Source organism: Thermoleptolyngbya oregonensis NK1-22 (genome assembly GCF_032705245.1).
GTDB classification, from domain to species: Bacteria; Cyanobacteriota; Cyanobacteriia; order Elainellales; family Elainellaceae; genus Thermoleptolyngbya; species Thermoleptolyngbya sichuanensis.
This window is the reverse complement of record NZ_CP053540.1, coordinates 4720462-4745660: the sequence shown is the minus strand read 5'-3', so window position 1 is coordinate 4745660 and position 25199 is coordinate 4720462. Positions and strand designations below refer to the sequence as shown.

19 protein-coding genes and 1 pseudogene are annotated in these 25199 nt (G+C 56.2%); 10 read left to right on the top strand and 10 right to left on the bottom strand.

Going from position 1 to position 25199, the window contains the following annotated elements:
- Positions 1–100 precede the first annotated feature (100 nt).
- Entirely contained in the window at positions 101–955 is an 855-nt protein-coding gene (locus tag HNI00_RS19800) for a DUF3598 family protein (RefSeq protein WP_316788762.1), read from the bottom strand.
- 696 nt (positions 956–1651) lie between these two features.
- Between HNI00_RS19800 and HNI00_RS19795 the strand changes: the two genes are divergently transcribed.
- Positions 1652–2737 (top strand): septal ring lytic transglycosylase RlpA family protein, encoded by a 1086-nt coding sequence (locus HNI00_RS19795; RefSeq protein ID WP_316788760.1) that lies wholly within the window; start codon positions 1652–1654, stop codon positions 2735–2737.
- A gap of 3 nt (positions 2738–2740) precedes the next feature.
- Positions 2741–4267, top strand: coding sequence for an aminotransferase class I/II-fold pyridoxal phosphate-dependent enzyme (locus tag HNI00_RS19790; RefSeq protein ID WP_316788758.1), 1527 nt, complete (start codon positions 2741–2743; stop codon positions 4265–4267).
- Here HNI00_RS19790 and HNI00_RS19785 read toward each other — a convergent pair.
- Both HNI00_RS19785 and HNI00_RS19780 read right to left on the bottom strand, forming a co-directional pair.
- On the bottom strand, positions 4223–7300 hold the full coding sequence (locus HNI00_RS19785) for a GAF domain-containing protein (protein ID WP_316788756.1): 3078 nt from the start codon (positions 7298–7300) through the stop codon (positions 4223–4225). The two genes, HNI00_RS19790 and HNI00_RS19785, sit on opposite strands and share 45 nt — an antisense overlap.
- A 240-nt stretch (positions 7301–7540) precedes the next feature.
- A complete protein-coding gene (locus HNI00_RS19780; protein WP_420156403.1) occupies positions 7541–8773 on the bottom strand; it encodes a class I SAM-dependent methyltransferase in 1233 nt (410 codons plus the stop codon).
- A gap of 393 nt (positions 8774–9166) precedes the next feature.
- Between HNI00_RS19780 and HNI00_RS19775 the strand changes: the two genes are divergently transcribed.
- The 6 genes and pseudogenes from HNI00_RS19775 (at position 9167) to HNI00_RS19750 (ending at position 13942) form a co-directional block, all read left to right on the top strand.
- Complete coding sequence (locus HNI00_RS19775) at positions 9167–9310, top strand: chlorophyll a/b-binding protein (RefSeq protein ID WP_068507618.1); 144 nt, start codon at positions 9167–9169, stop codon at positions 9308–9310.
- Positions 9311–9620: 310 nt separating this feature from the next.
- Positions 9621–10400: a pantothenate kinase gene (locus HNI00_RS19770; protein ID WP_316788751.1), complete on the top strand. Its 780-nt coding sequence runs from the start codon at positions 9621–9623 to the stop codon at positions 10398–10400.
- Positions 10401–10574: 174 nt separating this feature from the next.
- Positions 10575–11389: pseudogene (locus HNI00_RS19765) on the top strand (IS5 family transposase).
- Between the two features lie 38 nt (positions 11390–11427).
- On the top strand, positions 11428–11862 hold the full coding sequence (locus tag HNI00_RS19760; RefSeq protein ID WP_420156228.1) for a helix-turn-helix domain-containing protein: 435 nt from the start codon (positions 11428–11430) through the stop codon (positions 11860–11862).
- Between the two features lie 146 nt (positions 11863–12008).
- Complete coding sequence (locus HNI00_RS19755; RefSeq protein ID WP_316788749.1) at positions 12009–13217, top strand: 4-hydroxy-3-methylbut-2-enyl diphosphate reductase; 1209 nt, start codon at positions 12009–12011, stop codon at positions 13215–13217.
- A gap of 191 nt (positions 13218–13408) precedes the next feature.
- On the top strand, positions 13409–13942 hold the full coding sequence (locus HNI00_RS19750; protein ID WP_316788746.1) for a hypothetical protein: 534 nt from the start codon (positions 13409–13411) through the stop codon (positions 13940–13942).
- Between the two features lie 79 nt (positions 13943–14021).
- Here HNI00_RS19750 and HNI00_RS19745 read toward each other — a convergent pair whose 3' ends face one another.
- Positions 14022–15422: a type 1 glutamine amidotransferase family protein gene (locus HNI00_RS19745; RefSeq protein WP_316788744.1), complete on the bottom strand. Its 1401-nt coding sequence runs from the start codon at positions 15420–15422 to the stop codon at positions 14022–14024.
- Between the two features lie 531 nt (positions 15423–15953).
- Here HNI00_RS19745 and HNI00_RS19740 point away from each other — a divergent pair.
- On the top strand, positions 15954–16748 hold the full coding sequence (locus HNI00_RS19740) for a DUF928 domain-containing protein (RefSeq protein WP_316788742.1): 795 nt from the start codon (positions 15954–15956) through the stop codon (positions 16746–16748).
- Positions 16749–16918: 170 nt separating this feature from the next.
- Positions 16919–18100, top strand: a complete 1182-nt coding sequence (locus HNI00_RS19735; RefSeq protein ID WP_277772570.1) for a citrate synthase — start codon at positions 16919–16921, stop codon at positions 18098–18100.
- Positions 18101–19159: 1059 nt separating this feature from the next.
- Here the strand turns inward: HNI00_RS19735 and HNI00_RS19730 are convergent.
- The 6 genes from HNI00_RS19730 to HNI00_RS19705 all read right to left on the bottom strand — a co-directional run bounded on the left by HNI00_RS19730 (position 19160) and on the right by HNI00_RS19705 (position 25194).
- Positions 19160–20071 carry a hypothetical protein gene (locus HNI00_RS19730; RefSeq protein ID WP_316788739.1) on the bottom strand — a complete coding sequence of 304 codons (912 nt, stop codon included), beginning with the start codon at positions 20069–20071 and terminating at the stop codon, positions 19160–19162.
- A 255-nt stretch (positions 20072–20326) separates the two neighbouring features.
- Complete coding sequence (locus HNI00_RS19725; RefSeq protein WP_316788737.1) at positions 20327–21343, bottom strand: PstS family phosphate ABC transporter substrate-binding protein; 1017 nt, start codon at positions 21341–21343, stop codon at positions 20327–20329.
- 295 nt (positions 21344–21638) lie between these two features.
- Positions 21639–21824, bottom strand: coding sequence for a hypothetical protein (locus tag HNI00_RS19720; protein ID WP_316788735.1), 186 nt, complete (start codon positions 21822–21824; stop codon positions 21639–21641).
- A 161-nt stretch (positions 21825–21985) separates the two neighbouring features.
- A complete protein-coding gene (locus tag HNI00_RS19715) occupies positions 21986–23137 on the bottom strand; it encodes a DUF3747 domain-containing protein (RefSeq protein WP_316788733.1) in 1152 nt (383 codons plus the stop codon).
- A 440-nt stretch (positions 23138–23577) separates the two neighbouring features.
- Positions 23578–23871, bottom strand: coding sequence for a DUF7734 family protein (locus tag HNI00_RS19710; protein ID WP_316788731.1), 294 nt, complete (start codon positions 23869–23871; stop codon positions 23578–23580).
- Positions 23872–23940: 69 nt separating this feature from the next.
- Positions 23941–25194 (bottom strand): cysteine desulfurase-like protein, encoded by a 1254-nt coding sequence (locus HNI00_RS19705; RefSeq protein ID WP_316788729.1) that lies wholly within the window; start codon positions 25192–25194, stop codon positions 23941–23943.
- Between the last annotated feature and the right edge of the window lie 5 nt (positions 25195–25199).

The window sequence follows — 25199 nt, the reverse complement described above, 5'->3', positions numbered from 1 at the left end:
TTGAGGGGACAGAATCAGAAACGGGCGGGCAGCGTGCATCCTGCTTTAGCTTGATCTTCCCACGTTAATGCTGCACGATTTAATGCTTTGCACTGGCCCATCACGCCTTTTCTTCCTCCACCAGCGTTAGGCTTTCCCATCCGCCCTGTGCATCGTAGCGGCGAATCATCCGCTGGCGCTGGGTGGGGGAGATCAGCCAGCCCGCTTCCAGAAAGAAGGGCTGGCCCTTGGGGACGAGGAGGGGCGTATTGGCCGAGGCTCCATCGGGCAGGAGGAGGAGTTGGAGCGGGGTGCTGCCCTGGGTGAAGTGAATGGCGGTGGGGGTGACGCTGCCCGTGGTGCTGAGGGAGAGGCCGGGAGCAGCGAGGTGCTGCTGGAGTTGGGTTCCGTCCAGGCTGACCGAGAGCGTGGTGGAATAGGTTTCGGGCGATCGCCAGTCGGGATACAGCGTCACGGCGCGGCCGTGCCAGGTGCCCACCAGTTGCTCGGCGGTGAGGGGCGGTCGTTCGGCGGCAGAACTGCCCCGCAGCGTTTCGCGGATCAGCGTTAGGCTGCTGAGGCGACTCTCGCCGTTTTCGCCATGAAATAGCTCCACTAGGCGCATCCGGCGATTGCCCGCGATTAGCCCAAACTCTGCGCCAAAGTCCCCAAAGGGGCTAAATTGCAGCGACCCTTGGGAAAATGCGCCTGTTTCAAAAAACAGCGTGCTGCGGTTCAGGCTGCTATATTCCAGCACCTTCGTCGTCGGCGGATCGCCCGCAGTCGATTCGCCAAACTCTAGCGTCTGGCGGATGGTCTGGTTTTGGTTTAGCCCCTCCAGCGTCACCACCGTTGGCACGCTGCTGACTTCAGCGCCCGCAGGCGAGAGCCGCGTAAACGAGCCTTCCCAGGCTCCGAGGTTTTTCAGCAAGCACTGCCACTGGGACAGTCCGGGAGAGGGGGAGGGGTGAGTCATAGGCAAACCGCTTTCTGGATTTGTTTAGTAATATGAACAAAATTTGTGTATAACTGATAACTTTTTGAAAATTCTCTAGGAAAATCCCTTATTCTAGGGAACCTTATAGAAAAGCTTATCCCGTATCGATTGCGGGCGATCGCTCGTCCGATCGGGTGAGGCTTTGGGGAGGAGGCTGATTTCCTCTCAGCGGTGGATGGTTTGCCCCGATCTGCCGCTCTAGAATGACGGGGTTAGGCAGGGCGGGGTGCTGCCCTAGACCTAACGGTTTTGAAATTGGGCGTTGAACACGCGGTCAGCAGGTGGCAGCCAGGGTCAAGTCCTGTGGGTTGTGGTGCTGCTGGCAACGGCTCAACCCTAGTTTTGTTGTGTGTTCATTACTGGTTAACTATGAGCGTTTTAGGACTTGCCGGGGTGGCAACATCCACGGTCAGTTTTTTTTCGCCTTTTTGGGGAATGCTGATGCAGCCTTTGGTGGCTGAGCTTGGCGCTGTATCTACCGTTTCGGCATCTGCTGAAGTTTCAACCCAATCGGGCAAGTCTCGATCTAATCCGTCTAATCAAACCTTATCTAATCAGAAATCATCTAATCAGAAATCAAGTCAGGGTGCATCAAGACAGGGCGCATCAAGACAGGGCGCATCAAACCAGAAGCCCTCAAGCAGGACAACGCCCAAAGCAGCATCCGGCTGTCCGATGGGTCTTTTGGCAACCGACCGTTGCCGGAGGCAGCAGTGGGAGCGATCGCGCCCCGAATCTCTACTCTCTTGGCGCAATGTGCGGTTGATGTCTCCGGCTGAAACGGGGCGATCGCCCGCTACACCCCTTCGCCGCTCTCGCAATCTGACCCCGACGGCAGACTCGACTCAGGCTTGGATTCAGCCTAAGACCGAGACTACACCCGCAGCGGCGATCGCTCCTCGCCCGCCTGCAATGCCCAGAGTCACTGTGCGCCCAGCAGCGGCCCCGGCCACCGGAGCGCAGCAGGTCTTTAAGCAATGTCTGGACAGTCCGCCTGCCAGTTCCGAAGGCGTAAAGCGCGGGGCAACTCAGCAAACTCCACCCGCCCCGGCCCGCCCCGACGCTGCAACGGTTTACCAAATCTGGGTGAACGGCAAAGTGGTGATGGAGCTACCCAGCAGTGAAGAGGCTGCCCCCATTGCCCAACGGCTGACCGCTGCTTTGGGCAGTCCTGGGTTTTCTGTAGACCAGTTGCGCCTGGTGCTGGTGGAGGGGGAACCGGGCGTGGCGCTGGGTGATGCAAAATCCGGGGAAAGATTAAACGAGAGATCGATTGCCAGCGGGGGCGATCGCCTGCTGTTCCGTGTTGATCGGTCGCTGGCCAATCGCCTAAACCGCACGGCCGATCTGGTCGCCATCGACTGGCTGAATAACCTGCGGGTGGCCCTGGGCGAAGCGCCTCTGTCGCTGATGGAAGCACAGGCAGACCTCTACAGCCTGACTCAAACGAGCCGCAACTTGGGCGGCATCACCTCCTGGTATGGGCCCGGATTTCACAACCGCCTGACGGCCAATGGCGAGCGGTTTAACCAATATGCCCTGACGGCGGCCCACCCCAAATTACCATTCAACACCTACCTGCGCGTGACCAATGTCCGCACCGGAGAATCGGTCATCGTCCGTATCAACGATCGGGGGCCCTATGTCGGTCAGCGATCGCTCGATTTGTCGCGTCAGGCCGCCCGCTGTATCGGCAGCGAAAAACCCGGCGTGGTACGCTACGAAGCGGTAATTTTGGAGCCGCAGACGACGGTGCAATAGCGCATGGATCGGGGCTTGGAGCAAGGCTTGGATCGGGATATCGGGCAGGCTATCCATCAGCAGCACTTGCCGCTCTTGGAAGCCCTGCGAGACGCTGCCCAACGGGCCCATGCGCCGTTTTATACCCCAGGGCACAAGCGCGGCCAAGGCATTCCAGCGCCAATGCGGGAACTGCTGGGCGATCGCCCCTTCCTGGCGGATCTGCCCGAACTGCCGGAGTTGGACAACCTGTTTGCTCCAGAGGGTGCGATTTTGCAGGCGCAGGAGTTGGCCGCCGACCTGTTTGGCGCAGCCCAGACCTGGTTTTTGGCGAACGGCTCGACCTGCGGCATCGAGGCGGCGGTGCTGGCCACCTGCGGCCCAGGCGACACGCTGATTTTGCCAAGGAACTGCCACCAAGCGGCGATCGCGGCCCTGGTTCTCTCTGGCGCGATGCCTGTCTTTGTGCAGCCAGACTATGACCCCGACTGGGGCATTGCCCACGGCGTTTCTCCCGGCGCGATCGCCACTGCCCTAGCGCAACATCCCGACGCAAAGGCGGTGATGCTGGTCTACCCGACCTACTACGGAGCCTGTGGAGACATCGGGGCGATCGCCCAACTCGCCCATCAGCGGGGCATTCCGCTGATTGTAGACGAAGCCCACGGCGCACATTTTGCCTTTCATCCCGACTTCCCCACGCCGTCGCTGGCAGCAGGGGCGGATATTGTCGTGCAATCCACCCACAAAGTGCTGGGCGCAATGACTCAGGCCTCGATGCTGCACTACCAGGGCGATCGCGTCGATCCTAGCCGCCTCAGCCGCGCCCTGCGATTGGTGCAGTCCACCAGCCCCAGCTATTTGCTGCTGGCCTCGCTGGATGCCGCCCGCTGGCAACTGGCCCAGCAGGGCCCAGACCTGATGCAGCACACCCTCGACCTAGCGGCGATCGCCCGCACCCAGCTTGCCCAACTTCCTGGCCTGCGCCTGCTGACGGCTGCCCATGCCTGCACGCCCGGATTCATCGCCCTCGATCCCACTCGGTTAACCGTAGACGTAAGCGGGCTAGGACTGTCGGGCTTTGCCGCAGACGAAATCCTGCATACAACCTTGGGCGTAACCGCAGAACTGCCGGGTCTGACGCATCTCAGCTTCATCCTCAGCCTGGGCAACACGCCAGCGGATATCGAGCAACTGGTTGCAGGCTTTCGAGCCTTGGCCCAGTCGGTTCAGCCTGCCGACGGGCTGCCTGCCGGAGAGTTCAAACGGGTCGGAGCGGGCTTTCCCTGGAACGCAATCGAGGTTGAACCATTGCAGTCGCCTCGTGCTGCGTTTCTGGCCAACAGCGAGGTCGTGGCGCTAGAGCAAGCGGGCGATCGCCTCTCTGCGGAAACCGTGTGTCCCTATCCGCCGGGCATTCCGCTGCTGATTCCAGGCGAGCGCATTTCTAGAGGGGCGCTGCAATGGCTCAAGGCAGTGCTAGAGCAGGGCGGAACGGTCACGGGGTTAGTCGGCGAACAGGGTTTGCGAGTCGTGCAGCGTAACGGGTAGCGTCAGGGTAAAGCGCACAAAGTTGTCGTGGCTTTCCAGGGCGATCGCCCCACCCAGCCGCTCGATCAGCTTTTTGACCAGAGCCAATCCCAATCCTGTTCCTTCGTGCTTCCAGGGATCATTGCTGGGAACGCGATAAAAGCGTTCAAATACGCGATCCTGCTCTGAGGTGGGAATCTCTACGCCCGTATTCGTGATGACAATCCTCAAGTATTCAGCGGTGTATTCGCTAATCATGACCTGAATCGTTCCTTGATCAGGGGTATACTTGCAGGCATTATTCAGCAGCTCACCCAGAATTCGACTGAGATAGGAGGCATCTGTCCGCATCGGCGGAAGGTTCGCTGAGACATTCAAGCTCAAATGCTGGTTTCGAGTGCGAGTCCGTTCCAGGAATGGTTCTGCAATATGTGCCACCCAGTCGCATAGATGAATGCTTGTGAGCAACAGTGGCTCCATGCCAGCATCGAGTCGAGATAAATCCAGGAGGTCGTTAATTAGCTTTAGCTCTCGCTGACATTCATCTTTCAAAATTTGGAAATAGCGGTGAATGTGGTGGAGATCCGGATTGTCGAAAAGACCAAGCTGACGCAGGCTCAGTTCTAGCATCTGAGACGACATCTTCACGTTCGCCATCGGGGTTCGTAGCTCATGCGAAACGCTGCTCAGGAAGTTATCTTTCAGTTCATTCAACTGTTCCAACTTCTCAACCTGATTGCGGGCTGCTTGATAGAGTCTGGCTTGTCGAATGGCGATCGCACATTGATTCGCAACCTGTTCCACCAGACGAATTTCGCTTTCCCCAAAGGGTTCGTTCCCTGCCCGATAGAGCCATAGATCTCCCAATAAATTCTGATTGTCTCGAAGCAGACACGCCAACACCGTAAAAGGCTGTTTTAAGTCTCGCAAAATTGGTTTCGCGTTCTGGTTTTCTAGACTATTACCTGCGGATGCGTGGGGCAAGATACGCCAGCAAAAGTGAACGATCTGCCTTTGAAAGAGTTGCTCATACAGGTCTGCATAATCTCTGATTGACACGATGCTGGCATGTCGAGACGGGATATTCGGCGCAACATACTCGTGCTGAATGATGGAGATATTTTGCTCTAGGTCGTAAAGTCCCGTATCGCAAATGCTGACTCCTAGCCCTGTGCCCAGCTCTTGCACCACCTTTTGCAAAATTACGTCTTCATCAAGGCTATCGCGCACTTTGTCAGTAATGCGCTTGAGCAATTTCTCGAAGTCGAGTGCCTTTTTCAACTGAGCGGTTTGCTGCTGCACCTGGGCCGATAGGCTTTGGTTGAGCTGCTGTACCTGATGGTAGAGTTCAGATTGTTGAATCGCAATGCCGACTTGATTGGCCAGTTGCAGCAGCAACTCACACTCCCAAACTTGCCACTGGCGCGAACCGCAGCACTGATGCACCAGCAGCAGCCCCCAAAGCTGTTTTTGCACCAGAATCGGCACCACCAAGTTTGCAGTGACCTGGAATTGCAGCAGAAAGTCGCGGTGGCAGGGCGTGATGTCATCGGTGTAGACGTTATCGATCGCCCGCACGCGCCCTTGCTGATAGCGCTCTAGCCAGTTTTCTCGAAAGCAGGGATCGTCGATGACGCGATCGCACAGGGTCCAGTCTGCCCGACCGACCGATTCCACCACCACGCGCCCGCTCCAGTCGGGACGAAACTGATAAATCAGCACGCGGTCGGCCTGCAAAAACTGACGTACCTCCTCCACCGTTGTAGACAGCACCTCAGATGAATCCAGCGATTGGCGAATGCGCTGGGCAATTTGGGCAATCAGCCGTTCGCGCTGGGTTTGCTGCTGGAGGCGCTGTTCTGCCTGCTTGTGCTCAGTAATGTCCTGCGTGGTGCCAAACAGGCGCACCGTCCGTCCCTGCTCCACGATGGCCTGCCCCCGGTTGTGGAGGTGGCGAATCGAGCCATCCGGCAGAACGATCCGCATTTCGTGATCATACGCAACGCCCGTGGCGATCGCCCGCTTCACAAATTGCTCAAACGACCGCACATCTGCTGGGTGAATGAGTCGTCGTAGGGTGCGATAGGTCGGCGATTGCGCCGGGTCAAGCCCAAAAATGCGATAGGTTTGCTCTGACCATCTCACCGTTTGCGTCTGCACGTTGTATTCCCAACTGCCCAGACGGGCAAGCCGCTGAGCATCAGACAGATCCTTTTCGCGCTGCTGGAGGGCGATCGCCAGCCGTTTGTATTCGGTGATGTCGGTGTTTGCAAAGATGCAGGCTTCGATCTGCCCCTGATCGTCCATCAGCGGATAGAGACGCGCCAGCGTCAGGCATTCGGTGCCATCCTGACACTGGAAGGTTAGCTCTACATTGGCAAACGACTGGCCTTCAAAGACTTGCTCTATCATCGTCTGCACCGTGTTCCACAGTGCTGGGCTAGGCATCAGGTCTTGTAGCGATCGCCCCAGCATCGTCTGCCCATACTGAAACACCCGCTCACAGGCAGGATTCCAGTTGAGAATCAGCCCCGCCCGGTTGACCCAAAAAATGGGATTGGGCGAATGGTCTACGAGTTGGCGATAGTGACTCTGTGGCTCCTGGGCAGTTCCCGTAGGCAAATTCAGGGTTGCCACGCCCAGGAGCTTTCCGTCCGAGTCCGTTACGGCTACATGGTCAGCACGAGGCGGCGGTGATGTGGAAACCAGCGCGTTCCATTCGGCCTCTGTGATGACCACGGGCGATCGCTGCACCAGGTCGCCAATCTGCGTCGCGCTCAGGTCGATGCCCTGGGCGATCGCCCGAACCAAATCCTGAGCCGTGAACAGACCCAGCAGTTGCCCGTGCTGCAAGACGGCAATGTAGCCCGATTCAGCCTCGTGCATGAGGCACGCGGCCTCGACCACCAGGGTTTGGGCCACGGCAGTAATCGGTGGCAGCAAAAAGGAATCGCTAGCAGGTGGCGGACAAGCAGCAAGCAATGGATCGGCCGGGTTTCTAGAGGCGATGTTTTCGGAAGAAAGCTGATTTCTGAAAGGAATGCCTTCTGTCATGGTTTATCTTCAATTAGCCTAGCTGACAGAGTTGGGAAACCCCAACCTGAATTCCACAGAGCAAGCAGCATTACTCTTTGTAAAAAACCCAGAAATATTTCGATAGATAGCCCAGCAAGAAACTTATAGGATGATGACGTGAAGCGGCGAATTATGCCGATGTTTCCGCGATGCCGACAGTTCTGGCAAGCGTTTGTAGAGAGTTCAAAGATTTCAGTTATTCCTGATTTTAGACGGCTTCTAAACCACGCCCAATTGGGTCGGTGTTTGCAAACCCTTAGGCAGTGCAGCCGCGTTGATCCCCTTGCCTTGCACTAGCACGCCAAAGTTGCCCAGCCGCAGCGGGTCAATTAGCGATTGCAGGCGATCGCGCTGTTGCAGTATTTCTGCCAGGTTCACCTCGGTTCCCGGTTCAGGATGGGAGAGGGCCGCCAGGCGATCGCCCAGCCCCAGAGCCATCAGAAACAAGCCCTGCGGGACAAATCCCAGCGTGTCTAACCCGCAGCGATCGCCCTGTCGCTCCAGCGCTGTGAAATCGACGTGCGCCGTCAGGTCTTGCTGCCCAATGTGCAGGTAGGGATCGGAATGGTGTGCGTGTTGGTAATAACACTGGAGCGTGCCTGTGGTGCGGGTGGGGCTATAGTAGCGCTGCGCCGGATAGCCGTAGTCGATGGTGATGACATAGCCGCGATGCAGCCGATCTGCCACCGTTTGCATCCAGTCCAGCGCCGCCAAGTTGACCTCGGTGCGATAGCCGTCGGGATAGCGCTCCGACAGCAGATCCACCCCCACTAGCTCAAAATACTCCGCCAGTCTTGGCGTAGAGAGGTCGCCCAGCGTCTCGATAAAGCGAGGTGTTGCGCCTGCAACTGGCTCTGGTGCAAGGGTGACGTAGATTTCCTGGAGTTGCCCCTGGGCGATCGCCACCTGATGCACCGGAAACGCATCCACCAGTTCGTTTGAGAAAAAGCAGCCCGTCACAGAATCGGGCGGAATCTCTTCCCAGCCGCACCAGCGCACCTGGCCAGAATTTGCCAAAGGCTTGAGCCGACGCTGCTGCTCTGCCCGCATCGCCGCCGAAATTTCCACAATTACGTAATCCACGGCTTCAAAGCAGGCGTAATGCTCTCGATAAAGATAGCGCAGCACGTCCGCCGCCAAAATGCCCTGACCTGCGCCCATTTCCACCAGCGTAAAGGGATGGGGAGCGCCTAGCAGATGCCACAGTTCGGCAAACTGTTCTGCCAGCAGTTCCCCAAACGCTGCGTCCAGATGGGGCGAGGTATAGAAATCTCCCGCTGCGCCGATCCGTAGGCTGGGTGTGGCGTAATAGCCATAGTCCGGGTCGTAGAGGGCGATCGCCATAAACTCAGCAAACGAGATGCGCCGCTGCGGATGGACGACGATGCGCTGGGAAAGGCGATCGCACAATGGCAGATTGCTATCGTCAAGATCAGACGAACCGGGACGCATAAAGAGAATTCCATAGCCCTGCTCAATCATTATTTCCTGAGTCGCCACACCCGGAAACTCTTTATACCGACCCTGCCTTCAAGACATCCCCAAAAAAGTAACCAAACCCCGCCGCACACAAGCAGCCTTCAGAAAAACCCCATCACCCACCCTACCCAACTCTCCCCTCTTCGTTCTTCCCTCTTCGTTCTTCCCTCTTCGTTCTTCCCTCTTCGTTCTTCCCTCTTCGTTCTTCGTTCTTCGTTCTTCGTTCTTCCCTCCTCCCTCTTCCCCCATAGATAGACCACCCCTCTCACCATAGATACTCAAATATGTAGTTTTATTGCTGATTTTTCTTAAGTTATGTTAACGTACAAGTACAACCTAAAGACAACCTAGAGAGGTCTTTGAGCTATGCAAACCCAAGAATCCAAGTTTGGCTTTACTCAGTTTGCGGAAACCTGGAACGGTCGTTTGGCAATGCTAGGCTTTGTGATTGGTCTGGCTACGGAACTGTTGACGGGTCAGGGCATCCTGTCCCAACTGGGTCTGATGTAGGTTAACCAAGCCAGAGTTTGCGAAAGCAACCTGGGTGGTTGATCTGCTACGGTCTTTCACGTTTCATCCTTGATATCTCCTTCGCAGAGGTGCGGCTTCGGTCGCACCTTTTTGTTGCGGCGATCGCTCCAAAATCTACAATCTAAAATCCAGCCAGGACTTACGCACTTGCGATAAGCTCTCTGGATTGTGGACAATTTCTCGCGGGCGCAGCCCGCGAGAAATTGTCCGACTGCGTAAGTCCTACCAGCATCAAAACATGCTTTGACCAGGCTGCTGCTCAGCCCTAGCTCCTAACCTCCAACCCCTCATGTCTCTCTGGTTGGCTCTTGCAATTGGCAACTCGCGGCTTCATTGGGCCGCTTTCTCAGATAGCAGGCTGCTACACAACTGGGATTCGGATTATTGGACAGCGGCGGCGATCGCCCAATTTGCTGCCGATCCTGCGTCTGCTGGGTTGTCAATTGCAGGCGAGGTTTCATTGCAAGCGCCTGTTCCATTGGCGATCGCCTCTGTTGTACCCGCGCAAACAAACCTCTGGCAGCAGTATCCCGCTCAACGGCTGCTCACGCTAGCAGACGTGCCGCTAGGCAACACGTACCCTACCTTCGGCATCGATCGCGCCCTGACCCTCTGGGGAGCAATCTGTTCCCTGGGCGCACCCGTGCTGGTAATCGATGCTGGGACGGCCCTCACCTTCACCGCTGCTGACCGAGCAAACACCCTGCTGGGCGGCGCAATTCTGCCGGGTCTGCGGCTTCAGCAGCAAGCCCTCGCCCAGGACACGGCTGCTCTGCCGCTCGTCGCGCTCCAGCCAGACCTAAACCTGCTGCCACCGCGCTGGGCCACCGACACGCCCACCGCCATCCGCTCCGGCATTCTCTACACGCTGCTGGCTAGCCTCCAAGACTTTGCCCACGATTGGCTGTTGCAGGAACCAGAAGGGGCGATCGCCCTCACAGGCGGCGACTCCGCCCTGCTCCACCAGGCGTTCTCTCAACAAAACCCAGCCCTCGCTGCCCGCATTCATCGTGACCCAGCACTTATCTTTCGCGGCATCCCCGCGCTGCGAAACTGGAGCCTAATTTGATTAGGGCAAATAACCTCGAACCCTTACTGATAATCTTTACTCTATCCCCCTCAAGGCAGAGGATTAGCCGTCCGACTGACATCAGAGCTAATTTATCAAAGAAAAAAGGAAGAGAGAAAAGCCAACCTCAGAACGAGCTTTAGGCTCAATGACGGATGTCTCTAGAGCCGGTCTATGAGTCGCCTACCCGAAATCGCTAATCCCAAGCGCAAAGCCTATCCCAGCGACATGAGTGATACAGAATGGGCAGTCTTGCAACCGCTGCTGCCAACGGGTAAGGGCTTCGGTCGTCCTCGAGAAGTGGACTTTCGAGAGATTCTCAATGCTATCTTCTACGTGCAACGCAGTGGCTGCCAGTGGGAAATGCTGCCCCATGACTTTCCGCCTTATGGAACGGTCTACTTCTACTTTCGTAAATGGCATCGCAAAGGGGTTTGGCAACAGATTCATGACCAACTGCGAGACACCTTACGACAGAGCATGGGCAGAGACAGCGATTCCAGCGTGGCGATTGCCGATTCCCAATCGATCAAGACCGCCGAAAAAAGGGGAGGGGCTGCGGCTTTGACGGTGGCAAAAAGGTTAAGGGACGTAAGCGCCACCTGGTCGTAGACTCTCAAGGGCTTTTGATTGGGGTGGTGGTGACCGAAGCCAATGCCTCAGAACGGCTTGGGGCATTGGTTACGCTCGATGAAGCAAGCGATAAGCTCTCCAAGCTAGAGGTCGTGTGGGTAGACCAGGGGTATAGTGGCAAGAAGTTTGCCGAGGCGGTCAAACAGGCTTGTGGAGAACACGTCCGAGTTGAGGTCATCAAACGAACGGCTCAAACCTTTGAGGTTCTGCCTAAACGCTGGATTGTGGAGCGAACTTTTGGCTGGTGGAATCGCTATCGACGCTTGAGCAAAGACTAGGAGTTGTATTGTGAGATGAGCGAAGCCATGATTTATGGAGCCATGATTCGTGTGATGCTCGAACGCCTGGCGGCTTAGAGACTTTATGAATCAGCTCTCAAACACTGGGGATAATTATGAGTCAGAAGCGTTACATTGTCGATCTAAGCGACGCTGAAATTCAAGCGTTGGAAACCCTTTTGAGAACTGGAAAACATTCAGCCCGCAAACTCACCCGTGCGCGTATTCTATTGCAGGTGAATCAGGGTAAAACCGACCGAGAAGTCGCGGACAACTTAGGGGTGAATCTTTCAACGGTCGAGCGAACCCGTGAGAAGTTTGTCCACTCAGCCACATTGGAGGAAGCTCTCAAGGATCGCCCCCATCCTCCCAAACCTCGTAAGCTCGATGCCAAAGCAGAAGCCCTGCTGATTGCGACCGCTTGCTCAGATGCACCCGATGGGCGGGCTGAGTGGACAATGCAGTTGTTAGCCGACCGCTTGGTTGAACTGCAAGTAGTGGAGTCAATTTCGGATGAAACCGTGCGCCAGACCCTAAAAAAACAACGTTAAACCGTGGCTGAAACAGCAGTGGTGCATTCAGTGGTTAGAATTCAGCAGGAATGCCGCTGGAAGGGGCGGGTTGTCTGTTAGGGTTAAAAGTACGTTCTCAACGCACGTTCAAATCTTTTACACCAGCAAGCAGCACGCCAGCGGGTATGGATACCAAAGCATTCAAGCGATCGCTCAACAACTCCGAAAACTATCACCGCAAGGGCTTCGGCCACGACGCAGAAGTCTCCGGGCAGATGCAGTCGGAATATCAGAGTGACCTGATTCAGCAGATCCGCGACAACGGCTATACCCTCACGCGGGGCGACGTGACGATTCGGCTGGCCCAGGCCTTCGGCTTTTGCTGGGGCGTAGAGCGGGCGGTGGCCATGGCCTACGAAACGCGGCAGCACTTCCCCACCGAACGCATCTGGATTACCAACGAAATCATCCACAACCCGTCTGTAAACCAGCGCTTGCGAGACATGCAGGTGCAGTTTATCCCGGTGCAGGAAGGACAGAAGGATTTCTCCGGCATTGAGTCGGGCGACGTGGTAATTTTGCCGGCCTTTGGCGCAAGCGTCCAGGAAATGCAGTTGCTCAACGACAAGGGCTGCACGATCGTAGACACGACCTGTCCCTGGGTGTCGAAGGTGTGGAACTCGGTGGAAAAGCACAAAAAAAATGACTACACTTCCATCATCCACGGCAAATACAACCACGAAGAGACGATCGCCACCAGTTCCTTTGCTGGGACGTACCTGATTGTGCTGAATCTGGAGCAGGCGCAGTACGTAGCGGACTATATTTTGCGAGGGGGCGATCGCCAAGAATTTCTCGCCAAGTTCAAAAACGCCCATTCCGACGGCTTTGACCCTGACCGCGACCTAGAGTGCGTCGGCATCGCCAACCAGACCACCATGCTCAAGGGCGAAACGGAGCAAATCGGCAAGCTGTTTGAACGCACCATGATGCAGAAATACGGCCCCGACCAACTGAATCAGCACTTCCTCGCCTTCAACACCATCTGCGACGCGACGCAGGAACGGCAGGATGCCATGTATGACTTGGTGGACGCGCCCTTGGACTTGATGGTGGTCGTCGGCGGCTACAACTCCTCCAACACGACGCACCTGCAAGAAATCGCCATCGATCGCAGCATTCCGTCCTACCACATCGACAGTGGCGATCGCATCGGCCCTGGCAACCGCGTCGAACACAAGCCGCTGCACCGCGACCTGACCGTCACCGAAAACTGGCTGCCCGATGGCCCGATCACCGTCGGCATCACCTCCGGAGCCTCCACGCCCGATCGCATCGTGGCGGAAGTGATCGAGAAAATTTTTGAGCTAAAAGGGGCCCTGGCGCTGGCTTGATGGCTGGCTTGGTGACTTAGCTTAAATGTCACTTAAATGTCTCAGATGTTTACAAATTTGTGAGTATTGGCTCATCGCCTTGTTAGATCGGGTAACCTGGCCTCAAAGGGTAGGTGCTGCTAGCGGCGATTCTTCTACGGAAACCCGTTGCAAACGCCCCTCTTGTATTTGGGATTTCCTGGTTTTAGATAATGTCTGCCATCGACCTATTCTCAGCCGTGCTATCGGGTGCTTCGCTGCTTGCCCCCGCATCTGACCTGGGCGCAATGCCTCTGGGCATGGTTCATTCCGCTGCAATGCACTCGGCGATCGCCCCGTCTGACCTCGCCACCTTTGGGGCAATGGGCGACTTTTCGCGTACATACTGCCTCGCCATCTGCGCGGTGCTGGTTCCGGCAAACCTGCTGGCAACGCTGCAAACCTTAATCTTTGTCGGCTGCAATCGCCCCCGTTCAACCATTCGCTGGATTACTAGCGCTGCGAGCCTTTACGCCGTCCTCATGCTTTTGCACATCCTTACCTGGTTTGTGGTGGGCGTAGTGATGCTGCCGACCTTTGTGCTGACGGGGCTGGGCGGCCTCTGCCTGGGGCTAAATGCGTGGGCGATCGCCCGTCCCCAGAGCCTCTCTGGATTTCTGCGTCGCCTGGTGGGTTGGGGATATGTGCTACTGCCCAAGCGGTTCCCGACAACTCCTAGCCTTCCAGTCCTTCCAGAGCAAGGCTAGCGGCCAGCACCCTCCGCACCGGCCGCAAGTCACGCGCATTTAGGCTTAAGCATTCAGGCTTAAGCAGTCTGGCTGTCGTCTATTCCTGCATCCCTTCGTACAGCAGGCGGGCAAACAGCCGTGCGCCATCGTCGGCCTTCAGCCGTGCATAGCTGGGCGGCGCAGAATGCCCCACGGCCCGCAAATCCGATAGAAGCTCTGGGTGAAACTGGCAGGTGAACGAGCGGCGCACCTGCTTGCTTTCAAAATCTCGATAGATGATGCATGTTGCAGAACACTCGGTGACGACTTCCTCGCCGATCGTCGTGGAACATAGGATCTCCACCGCATCCGGCAGCTTCAGCAGCCACGCCAGACGGCTCCCCGCAATCATCGAGCGGTAGGGAATCATGGCATCGTGCAGCAGTCGGTAGGCCCAGTTCGCAAACAGGATGGCTTCTTCGTTCACCTCGTCCGAGTGAAACATGGCGATGTTGATTTCGCGCTCATACTCAATGGCGGTATCAATCACGCCTTCGTACTGGTCAGCGGTGATTTCATGGGCAGTGATTAGCTCTTCGGGAATGCCCTGCGCGTCGCCATCGGGGGATTGGTAGTGATGAAGCTGGCGATCGCCCACTTCCTTGTGTTCGTTCGGCCCCACCGCAAACTCTGGATGATCCCAGCCCTCGGCAATCACATGGCCATTGCGCTTGGTAATCTTGAGCGAACTGCCGACCGCTTCGATGCGCTGGCACACCCGCCGCAAAGCCTTTAGCATTTTGCCATCCGGATCGCGGGGCAGCGAGTCCAGACTTAGCACCTCCCGGACGGCTTGTTTAATCAGGTTAATATGCGCCTGCGCCGCCAATTGATGCCCCAGACAGATGAACAGCGCCAGCGCACTGGTGGGCGATCGCGAGATCAGCAGCCGTTCAACCAACCGATGCAGGTCTTCCAGGGAACACTGGGCCCCATCAAACGTAGAGGCATCCCGAACCGACGGATCGCCGCCTTCTACCACGACGGCCAGCCCAGCGGTGATCAGCGGCACCACCACATCCAGGTCGAGCAGCCCCGACGACCACATGGGGAACAAGATGGAATCGCAATCGGCAATCTTTTGGGCGATGTAGGCCACGTTGAGAGAAGCCCGCACCTCTTCTCCAAGGGGGTTTCGTCCGACGTGTTCCCAGGGTTCAATAATGGCGATCGCACTGCGAAACAGCGCCGGATGTCGCAGCAAAAAATCTAGCTCTGCCTGGGAAGCAATCACCTTTTCCAGGGGTTTCTGCGCTCCCCATCGAAATTCGGTGTTTTCGGTCAAGAGGGAGTCATCGGGTAGGGGGTCAGGCGAATGGCGATCGGCCAAAAACTGCCCAATCAGCACATGCACTGATTCAAAATCCGAATCTCCTTCGCTCAGATAGCCCGGACGCAGCCGCCACTGGCTCGTTTGGGCTGCTGGATGTAGCGCCTGGGGTGTATTGGCTAAGCTCATATCCGCTCCTGGTGTAACGTGCCCTTTGGAATATTGATTCTGATCGAATAATATACCGCTGATTGTCCCGGCTCAGTTGTCATTTATAAGCGCAGTGATCACTGCTATAAGCGCATTGATCACTGCTATAAGCGCATTGATAATCCATTAGCAGCCGCGACAACTGCCGGATCATACCCCACATCCTGATCTCTCCGCTGTCAAGCGCCTGCATCAATGCCCGGATCAATCCCTGCATCAATCATCGCGATTGATCGAGATTTGGCATAAAAATCGTAAGCAGCGGATATTTAGGTGCTGCTCACTGCGGACTGGCCCCTATCCATCGTGAATCTATTTGGAGGAGCGTTGGAGGTTAGCAGTTGAGTGTGTATCAATGGATTTGGGAGTAATAAGAGTAATAAGTGCTGACAGCATCGCTTGCCTCGTTCCTCAGTAGAGCCATCAATACAGCATCAGTACAGCACCAGTACGGCCATCTCTAGACCTCCCTCTCTCGCCTCGGACTTCTATCGTCACCCTATCCTCGCTATGATTCACCTTCCCTCCAAACGCTTGTCTCTCTCTGCTGTAGGGCAGTCGGCTTGCAAACCCCTCGCCCAAGCCCTTCTAGCGGCGATCGCCCTCGGCATCACCCTCGGCAGTGTCCCCATCACAGCGCTGGCGCAGGACTACGTTCCCCCCAACCGCGGCCTGCCCGGACGGCGCGAAGGCGGCGGCACTCGCGGCTGTTGGACAAGCACAGTTTCCGGTGGACAGAACCGCCTCACAGCCATCGTTCCAGCACAAAACCTGGGCTATACCCTCAGCGAATATCCCACCTTTTTCGTCTACGTTCCGGCTGCCTATGCTGAAAAAGCCGCCGCAGCCGAGCTAATCCTGACCGACGACCAGGACACCGAAATCTATCGCACCAGCTTTAGCACGGGCAATCAGTCTGGCATTCTCCGCATCAGCCTGCCTGCCGAAGCGAACATGGCTCCTCTGGAAATCGGGCGCGATTATCACTGGAGCTTTGCCCTGGTTTGCGACCCCAACGACCCGTCGGGCAACCTGGTGGTGGATAGCTGGATTCAGCGTGTGCAGCCCTCTGCGGAACTGGCCGCAGCGATCGCCACGACCAGCCCTGCCGATTTGCCCGCGCTCTATGCCCGCTCTGGCATCTGGTACGAGGCGATCGCCAGCCTCACAGACCCCTATCGCCAGCCCACCGATGGGGCGATCGTGACCCAATGGCAAAATTTGCTGAACTCCGTTGGATTAAGCAACATTGCGGCTGAACTGCCCATTGCTCCGCCAAACCTATCGCAGCGATCGCCGCAATAGCAGGCACAGCCTAAGGTTCGACTCCGGAGATAGCGACGGACGGTTCAAATCGAGTCGCCGCCTTTGAAAATCCTAAAGACTTAAGACATAGCTTAGAACAAACAAAACTGCCCCAAACTGGGTCGTAGAATAGCAAGCAACACATTCATAGTCGGGCGCACGGTGAAATTATGACGGCTTGCGAATACAGACCTGGTTTGGACGGGGTGCCCGCCACCCAATCCAGCATTAGCTTTGTCGATGGTCAGAATGGCATTCTGGAGTATCGGGGCATTCACATTGAGGAACTGGCGAAACACAGCACGTTTCTAGAAACCTCCTATCTGCTGATTTGGGGCGTGTTGCCCACCCGTGAAGAATTGGCAGACTTTAAGCACGAGGTGCAAACGCATCGACGGCTGAAGTACCGCATCCGCGACATGATGAAGTGCTTCCCAGAGAGCGGTCACCCGATGGACGCGCTCCAAGCCTGTGCCGCAGCGCTGGGGCTGTTCTATTCCCGGCGGGCACTCGAAGACCCGGCCTACATCCGGGCAGCGGTGGTGCGGCTGCTGGCCAAAATTCCCACAATGGTCGCGGCGTTTCAACTGATGCGAAAGGGAAACGACCCTATTCAGCCCCGCGACGATCTGGACTATGCCGCCAACTTTCTCTACATGCTGACGGAGCAGGAACCTGACCCGCTAGCGGCGCAGATTTTCGATGTCTGCCTGACGCTCCATGCAGAACACACCATCAACGCATCGACCTTTTCGGCAATGGTGACGGCTTCAACGCTGACCGATCCCTATGCGGTGGTCGCGTCGGCCGTGGGGACGCTTGCCGGGCCGCTGCACGGTGGCGCGAACGAAGAAGTGATTTTAATGCTGGAGGAAATCGGCTCCGTGGAAAACGTGCAGCCGTACCTGGAGACCTGCCTAGAGCGCAAGTCCAAGATTATGGGCTTTGGGCATCGGGTGTATAAGGTGAAAGACCCCCGCGCCATCATTCTGCAAAACCTGGCAGAGCAACTGTTTGAGAAGTTTGGGCGCGATCACTATTACGACATTGCGATCGCCATGGAAAAGGCGGTCGAAGAAAAGCTGGGTCACAAGGGAATTTATCCCAATGTGGACTTTTACTCTGGGCTGGTATACCGCAAGTTGGGGATTCCGACAGACCTGTTTACGCCCGTGTTTGCGATCGCCCGTGTAGCTGGCTGGCTGGCCCACTGGAAGGAGCAACTCGAAGCCAACCGCATCTTCCGTCCTACCCAGATCTATACAGGCGACCACAACATGCCCTACATCCCCATCGACGAACGCAATGGTTTCGTCAGCGACTCCCTGCTTCCAGAGCTAGTGGCTAAGTAAATTCCGGAGAGTGCTGCTAAGTAAATTCCGGAAAGTGCTTACAAAGTTCCTTTAGCTTTTGATGAACTTAGGAACAAGAGAGGGTTAAACCCCCTTGCGGAATTTATGGAGGCTTGAGATTATTTAATCAAGTGACGATTTTCAGGAACTCCAAACCTCTGGGCTTTATGTCTAGGGGTTTTTTATTGCTAATTTCCGATTTGCTGATGTGGCGCAATGCGAATGAAGCGACACCTCACGATATCTTATTTTGATAGATATTCTGTTTCGATATCCTACTACAGACTACAGCACCACTCTATCTATTTCTGATAGCTTTCTGATAGCTTCACAATCTCTACACTAATAGCTTGAAGTTGAGGATATTTGGAGTTAGGCGCACTTGGCTGGCGGATATTTCGCCTACCAGCCTTTGGAATGCGCCAGGACTGATTCGGTGAAAGAATTCCGTGAATGAGTCCTCTACGGGTATATCCCACTTTTGTAACCTTCACCCTAAATCCCTCTCCCAAAGCGGGAGAGGGACTTCTAATCCGGCTCCCCTTCTCCCTTTATGGGAGAAGGGGCTGGGAGATGAGGGCAAAGTTGCATAACCGGGATGCGCCCGTCCTCTACCTTAGGTTATGTAGGGTATGCGTGGCTAATGTATGGGTGTGGTATGTATGTGGATGTATGCACCTATATACAGGAAGGCTCCTGTCTGCCATACCGTCTTTTAGAACCAGAACAGTTCGGCAATTGAGCCAGCGTAAGTAAGCTAAAGTATGCGGACTATAGAGGGCAAATTTTCTGAAGTCAGTTAATTCTATGGCTTCAGAAATCTTTGAACTCCTTCGTCCTTTTCCATCAAAATTCAGGAAAGTTCAGTATTTTTTCGGACTGCTTGCGTTCTCACCCAGAATGACAGCCCTTTTGCGAGGTTTCACCCAGATTTGGCGCGTCTTAGCCGATTTTTCAACTCTTTATAAAACTTCGATAAAGCTAGCTCGATTCGTCCTCAGGGGGCGATCGCCCAAAACTGTCTCTCACCAATTCACGCTCTCACCAATTCACGTTGAGCTAGCTTGCAGGTTGATTGGGGTTTTGTTTCCAAATCACCACGAAGGTTGCAGAGCGATCGCTCGCCCGCACTAAGTTGATATAACGAATGGTGCCTTCCTTCTCCATTTTGTAGAGATCCCCGCCACCATATTCTCCCTCTGGGGTGAAGGTAAATCCCTCAAACATCTGCTGCACCTCTGCCAGTACCTCGTCAGGCCGACGGCGTGAAGCCCACAAAATATTGTCAATCATCGGCAAAGACGCTGCGGCGAGGGAGGGATCAGCTTCAGCCGCAGCAATACTTTCAGCCGTAAAAAACAGCTCTGGCTGAGGAAACTTGTAGTACGGAATGTTTAACCCCGCCGTCTCACTCGCTGCAACCCCCGCCAAATTTCCTTGAAACTGACCCCACAAATCCTGAAGCTCTTGCTCCTCTGCCGTTAGTTCTGCTGGGAGAGCGGCTGTGGCTTCTGGGGTTAGGGGCACTTCCTCCGAGATCGGAGTTGGTTCTGCTGCTGGGGAAGCTTCGGGTTCTGGGGTGGGCGAAGCCTGGGGCGTTGGCTCTACGCTGGGGGATGCGACCGGAGATGGGGATGGTGCAACCCTGGGAACCGGATTCGGACTAGGGCGCGGCACTGGAGTTGGGCGTGCGGGCTGAACCTTGGGACGGGGGGGAGTTGCCGTTGGTGTGGGCTGTGGAGGAGGAGCTACTTTAGGAACGGGTCTTAGGCTAGCTAGCGAAACAGGTGGCTCCTCTGCAACTTCTTCCGTTGCTTCTGGCTCTGGCTCAGAGGCAATGGGCAGCCCCAGCACAAGTGCATGGAGCGCGACAGAGGCCACCAGCATCGGCCGCCAGAACATCTGCCACGGCGAAGAAGACTTGTGAACTTGGAGTGTAGCGGCTGGCAGACGCGGAGTTGACCGTCCCATGATGAAAGAATGATTGGCTTGAAGAGACCGGGATAAATACTGAAGGGCTTGCGAAAAAGCGTGTAGAGAAAAGGGCGCGAAGAGAGAAATTTGAGGGGGCGATCGCCCGCCTAATTGCGACAGTTGCCCATCTGTCTATCACTGCTTGTCTATCATCGACAGAGAGTCTCCCTGGAACAGACTCAAAGAAACTGCTCCAAGGAGACCAGAGACTAACCAATCAGCAAAGCGTTGAAAGCAAACCGTCAGGCGCTTCTATCGCTGAGCTTCGAGACGCAGGAGGTCTTGGATGCTGATTCCTACGGTTTCCCGATTAGCAAAACGGGTGCCGAATTCGTTGCGCTCCAGCAGTTGGCGAGCCAGCGTGTAGCCCTCGCTGGGCAGACGAACGTAGCCAACCTCGTCCACAAGCTGAGGGCTGCTCAGGTAGAAGGACACAAACTGGCGAACTTCAGGGCGCTGGGCAGCGCGATCGCTCACGTAGATGAAGACGGGGCGAGACAGCGGTGTGTAGGTATTGTTTTCTACAGTCTCGCGGCTCGGTGCGACAGGGCGACCGTTGCCGTTGTCGATAGCAACCGACTTGAGGCGGTTCCGGTTCTCTTCGTAGTACGCAAAACCGAAATAGCCCATTGCACCCTGGTCTTGAACCACACCCTGCACCAGCACGTTGTCATCTTCGCTGGCGGTGTAGTCGCTGCGGCTGTCTCCTGCCTTGCCGTTGATAGCCTCGGTGAAGTAGTCGAAGGTTCCAGAGTCAGTTCCAGGGCCGTACAGGTTCATGCGGACATTGGGGAAGCCGCTGCGAACCTGGCTCCAGTTGTTGATGGTGCTGCCCGGTTCCCAGATTTTCTTCAGTTCGGCAGTGGTCAGGCTGGTCGTCCAGGTGTTGCGGGGGTTGACCACAACCGTTAGCGCGTCATAAGCGACCGGCAGTTCGATGTAGTTGATGCCTGCTGCGCGGCACTTCTCAATCTCAGATTGACGGATCGGGCGAGAAGCGTTGGAAATGTCCGTTTCACCCGCGCAGAACTTGCTAAAGCCGCCGCCTGTGCCAGAGATCCCAACGGTAACGTTGACATCCCGATTAATTTTCATAAACTCTTCGGCCATGGCTTCGGTGATCGGGAACACCGTGCTAGAACCGTCAATTTTGATCAGGCGATTTGTTTGTGAAAACACAGCAACGGGTACGCTCACCGCTGCCACTGTTGCGGCGATCGCCCCCAAAACCTTCACAAAGCGGTTTAACCGAATTCCGCTTGCCACCATAATGCTTGCTCTCCCAAAGGGTGTAAGAAATGTCTTCTTCAACACAGGTAGCGTAGCGGCCGAGCGTTAAGAATTGATAATCCTATAGTGGGGATTTACGTTAAGAAATGGCGATCCTTGGGTTAAGGCGACAGGGCGATCGCAGTTCTGGCGATTTTGGATTTTGGCGATTTTGGATTTTATGATTGGCGATTTGAGATTCCAGCAGGCGCTAGTCATCTGGAAATTGCCAGCAGGCGCTAATCATCTGGAAATTGCCAGCAGGCGCTAATCATCTGGAAATTGCCAGCAGGCGCTAATCATCTGGAAATTGCCAGCAGGCAATATATTCCACGCGAATACTGCCGCAGGTGCAAGGGGCTTCTGTGGAAGCAACCCATTCGCGATCGCACTGGCGGCAGTGGCAAAAAATATTGTTGTAGTTCGCCGCATCTAGCAAGCGCTGCCATTCGGCGAGTTCTTCAGGCGTAAGGTGAGACATAAGGGGTTAGGAGTGTTGGGGTGTTGGGGAGAGACGGAAAAGGAAGAACGAGGAACGAAAAACGAAGAACGAAAACAAAACCTCTTCCTTTTTCTTTTTTCTCTTTTCTTTTTTTCTCCCACCCTATCACTCCACCACTCCAAACACCGTTAGCGTTGTCGCTAATTGACTGGCACCACGGCCGCCTGCAAGTTTGCGCTGCTGAGTCGTTGCAGCATTTGATCAGCCGTGGCGCGATCGCGGAATAGACCCGCTTGCATCACAACCTGCCCATTAATCACTGTGCGGAATGCATCGGGCACAATAGAGCGCACGCGAGTTTGCACGTCGGGAGAACTGCCATTCACCACCACCCGGAAGCTAAAGCCTAGCGAAGAGGCCAATGGCGACGCGGGCTGAGGCGCTCCAGTAAACACAGGAGGACGGGCAGAACCGACCTGACCGGGCGGGGTTTGTCCTAGTGGCATAGGCGGCAGCGACGGCACAGGTAGCACCGCCACCGATTCGGGTGCGCTGACCGATGGCGGCGGCGGCGGCAGAGGAATGCCGTTCACAATGGTGGGCGACCCGGTGCTGGGGGCAGGTGCGGGTGTGGGTCGAGTCACCACAACGCCAGAGGCCGGAGGCGGCACGGGAATCTCAACTGGGGCAGAGCCAACGGGTCGAGACGGCTGAGGTGCGGGCGTGACCACGATTGGCGCAGGGGAGGGTGCGGGTGTTGTGGGACGCGGCGTAACGGGTGCAGGGTTCGTGGCGATCGGGCGCGAGGCACTGGTCAGCGCTGCCAGCGACAGGTCATTGGTCAGGTACAGGTGCCCTAGAGGCTGCCCATTGAACGTGCGGCGGCTAAGATACCAGCCGGGGTTGAGCTGAATTCGGTTGAAGCCGCTGGCAGCGCTGCGAGATCGACCAATTTCCAATGTGCCGCTGCCGCTGCTGGGCTGGGCGTAGAGGATGATTTGGTTGCCCTGAGTCACAGTGCGGAGGGTGTATTGCAGACCCAGATCCTGTCCGCCAACGCGCACCGAGTAGCCGTTGCGGTCGGTGGCGCGGGCGCAAATGCCGGTAAAGTCAAACCGGGTCATCAGGGCATCAACGGTGCCATTGCTCGATTCTTGCCAGCAGGCGCGGGCATTGCTGACCTGTTCCAAAATGGTGATGCGACTGCCACCTGCGCTGCCCAGCACCACAAAGCGGCTTTGGTCAACCTGGGTGTTGTTGAAGGTGGTGGCGATCGCCTGTTCGTTTAACCCACCCATGCCCAGGCTCAGGGCAGTCAGGGCGGTGAGGGACAACCAGTGTGGACGTTCCATACTCTCTCTCGATGTGGATGTTCAAGGTGTGGCGTTTTCCCTGATTCATAAGAGCGTGCCTAAAAGCGTAATCCTGAGTTCGGTAGATGGGCCGAAAATTCGGCAAAATTATCAAACTTTTCCACTGGGGACTTCCGCAGATCCGCAGAAATTTGCTCGGATTTTTAACGAGCAGCGAGATTGTTTGGTCTGCGTGCTAGCGCGATCGCACGCAAAAGCCAGGGGTCAATCTCCGCAGCTTGCCTTGCAAAGAAAGGGCGATCGCCACTGAGTTGACCACACTGCGCCCGGTTCAGGCGGTTTGCAATCCCTGAGTGAAAGCTTGTGAATCTAGTGACGCGGCTCCTGCTGTAGAAGTTTCGCCACAGGGAGAGAAAGTTTTTGCCCCCGTTCTAGCCCCCGTTTTAACCCCAGACTATAGCCCCGGTTTTAATCCCAGACTATAGCCCCAGATTGATCAGCAATTCCTGCATTTCGCCCCAGCTTAGCCCTTGCTGAAGATAGACCGGATTTGCCGGGTCATAGGGCCCCTGGAGGCGATCGATGCTGAGAATCTCTGCATCTGGCGGCAGCACGGGAACGTCAGGATCGTAGGCCGTGGGGCGCGTTAGTGAACTGGAGAAGCCGCGAAAAATGGCGACTTGCTCGTCTCCGTCGGCTGTGCGGGCAGTGACCAGCAGAACTTCGCTGGGGCGCTTGAGGGTGTATCGTTCCAGGCGGGTTCCGGGAGACATGCGGGGAGTGGAGGGTTAAGGTTGCTTTTGGTTCAACACTGTATCACTCTGCCACCCCATTATGCTTCTCTAGCTGCCAATGATCGGATCAATGGCAGCAATCAGGCGATCGCACTCTTCCAGGGTGTTGTAATGCACCATGCTGACGCGCACCACGCCGTTTTGCTGCGCCAGTCCTAGGTCTTCGATCAGCCGTCGAGCATAGAAATCTCCATAGCGGATGCCGATGTGATGCCGATCGATCTGCGGCGGAATCGTGGCGCTGTTGAGTTGACCGACCGTAAAGGCAATGGTGGGCACGCGGCGATCGCGGTCTGCGGTGGGGTCGCCCCAGAGTTTCACGCGGGGCTGGCTGTGGAGATAGCTGAGGAGGCGATCGCTCAGTTGCTCCTCATGCTCGGCTATGCGGTCGAAGGCCTCGCTGAGGCGGCCGGAAAGGTCACTGGCGGGGCGATCGCTGCCATGCTGCACAGCCAGATCGCTCAGATAATCCACAACACCCGCCGCGCCATAGCTCAGTTCAAAATTCACATTTCCAGGCTGAAACTTGTAGGGAATCGTTTCCTGGCCGATGAAGTAGTGATTGATTCCCGGCATAGTCAGCAGGTGTTCCCGCTTGCCATACAGCAGCGCGTAGTGCGGCCCATAAACTTTGTAGAAGCTGAATACGTAAAAATCCACGTCCAGCGCCTGCACATCCACCCGGCGATGGGGCGCATAGGCCACGCCATCCACACAGATCATCGCGCCGCGCTCATGCACCAAGTCGGCAATTTGGCGAATTGGGTTAATAGTGCCTAGGATATTGGAAACATGGGTCAGCGCCACCAGCCGAGTGCGTGGGGTCATTAGCTGTGCCAGTGTGTCCAGATCAAGCTGGAGCGTTTCTGGATTCAGGTTCCAAAACTTGACGATGATGCCCTGCTTCCGCAAGTCTAGCCAGCAGCCAATGTTAGATTCATGGTCGCAATTTGTGACGATGATCTCATCACCGGGGCGAAAGGTCTGCCCCAGGCACAACGACAAGATCCGCAGCAGCAGCGTGGTGGAACCGCCCATTACCACTTCGCCCGGCTCGGCGGCGTTGATTAGCATCGCGGCGGCTTGGGCTGCTTCGGCAACCCGTGCAGTCGATTGCTGCGACACGTTGTAGGATGCGCCAAGCTGCACATTGGTCGTCAGCAGGTAATCGCTGATGCGATCCGCAACCCGCTTCAGGGTTTGGGAACCGCCCGCATTGTCAAAAAACACCCACTCTCCTGCCAAAGCTGGAAACTGGGCGCGGACGTAATCAAGCTGGAGCGGACGAGCAGTCGTGAGCATGGCGA

Bases quoted from the DNA above. Each gene is read 5' to 3' on its own strand.
- HNI00_RS19730 (WP_316788739.1), bottom strand. From the start codon at position 20,071: ATGGGACGGTCAACTCCGCGTCTGCCAGCCGCTACACTCCAAGTTCAC.
- HNI00_RS19750 (WP_316788746.1), top strand. From the start codon at position 13,409: ATGTCTGCCATCGACCTATTCTCAGCCGTGCTATCGGGTGCTTCGCTG.
- HNI00_RS19790 (WP_316788758.1), top strand. From the start codon at position 2,741: ATGGATCGGGGCTTGGAGCAAGGCTTGGATCGGGATATCGGGCAGGCT.
- HNI00_RS19740 (WP_316788742.1), top strand. From the start codon at position 15,954: ATGATTCACCTTCCCTCCAAACGCTTGTCTCTCTCTGCTGTAGGGCAG.
- HNI00_RS19725 (WP_316788737.1), bottom strand. From the start codon at position 21,343: ATGGTGGCAAGCGGAATTCGGTTAAACCGCTTTGTGAAGGTTTTGGGG.
- HNI00_RS19775 (WP_068507618.1), top strand. From the start codon at position 9,167: ATGCAAACCCAAGAATCCAAGTTTGGCTTTACTCAGTTTGCGGAAACC.
- HNI00_RS19785 (WP_316788756.1), bottom strand. From the start codon at position 7,300: ATGACAGAAGGCATTCCTTTCAGAAATCAGCTTTCTTCCGAAAACATC.
- HNI00_RS19710 (WP_316788731.1), bottom strand. From the start codon at position 23,871: ATGTCTCCCGGAACCCGCCTGGAACGATACACCCTCAAGCGCCCCAGC.
- HNI00_RS19780 (WP_420156403.1), bottom strand. From the start codon at position 8,773: ATGCGTCCCGGTTCGTCTGATCTTGACGATAGCAATCTGCCATTGTGC.
- HNI00_RS19760 (WP_420156228.1), top strand. From the start codon at position 11,428: ATGAGTCAGAAGCGTTACATTGTCGATCTAAGCGACGCTGAAATTCAA.
- HNI00_RS19720 (WP_316788735.1), bottom strand. From the start codon at position 21,824: ATGTCTCACCTTACGCCTGAAGAACTCGCCGAATGGCAGCGCTTGCTA.
- HNI00_RS19795 (WP_316788760.1), top strand. From the start codon at position 1,652: ATGGGTCTTTTGGCAACCGACCGTTGCCGGAGGCAGCAGTGGGAGCGA.
- HNI00_RS19705 (WP_316788729.1), bottom strand. From the start codon at position 25,194: ATGCTCACGACTGCTCGTCCGCTCCAGCTTGATTACGTCCGCGCCCAG.
- HNI00_RS19745 (WP_316788744.1), bottom strand. From the start codon at position 15,422: ATGAGCTTAGCCAATACACCCCAGGCGCTACATCCAGCAGCCCAAACG.
- HNI00_RS19755 (WP_316788749.1), top strand. From the start codon at position 12,009: ATGGATACCAAAGCATTCAAGCGATCGCTCAACAACTCCGAAAACTAT.
- HNI00_RS19735 (WP_277772570.1), top strand. From the start codon at position 16,919: ATGACGGCTTGCGAATACAGACCTGGTTTGGACGGGGTGCCCGCCACC.
- HNI00_RS19770 (WP_316788751.1), top strand. From the start codon at position 9,621: ATGTCTCTCTGGTTGGCTCTTGCAATTGGCAACTCGCGGCTTCATTGG.
- HNI00_RS19715 (WP_316788733.1), bottom strand. From the start codon at position 23,137: ATGGAACGTCCACACTGGTTGTCCCTCACCGCCCTGACTGCCCTGAGC.
- HNI00_RS19800 (WP_316788762.1), bottom strand. From the start codon at position 955: ATGACTCACCCCTCCCCCTCTCCCGGACTGTCCCAGTGGCAGTGCTTG.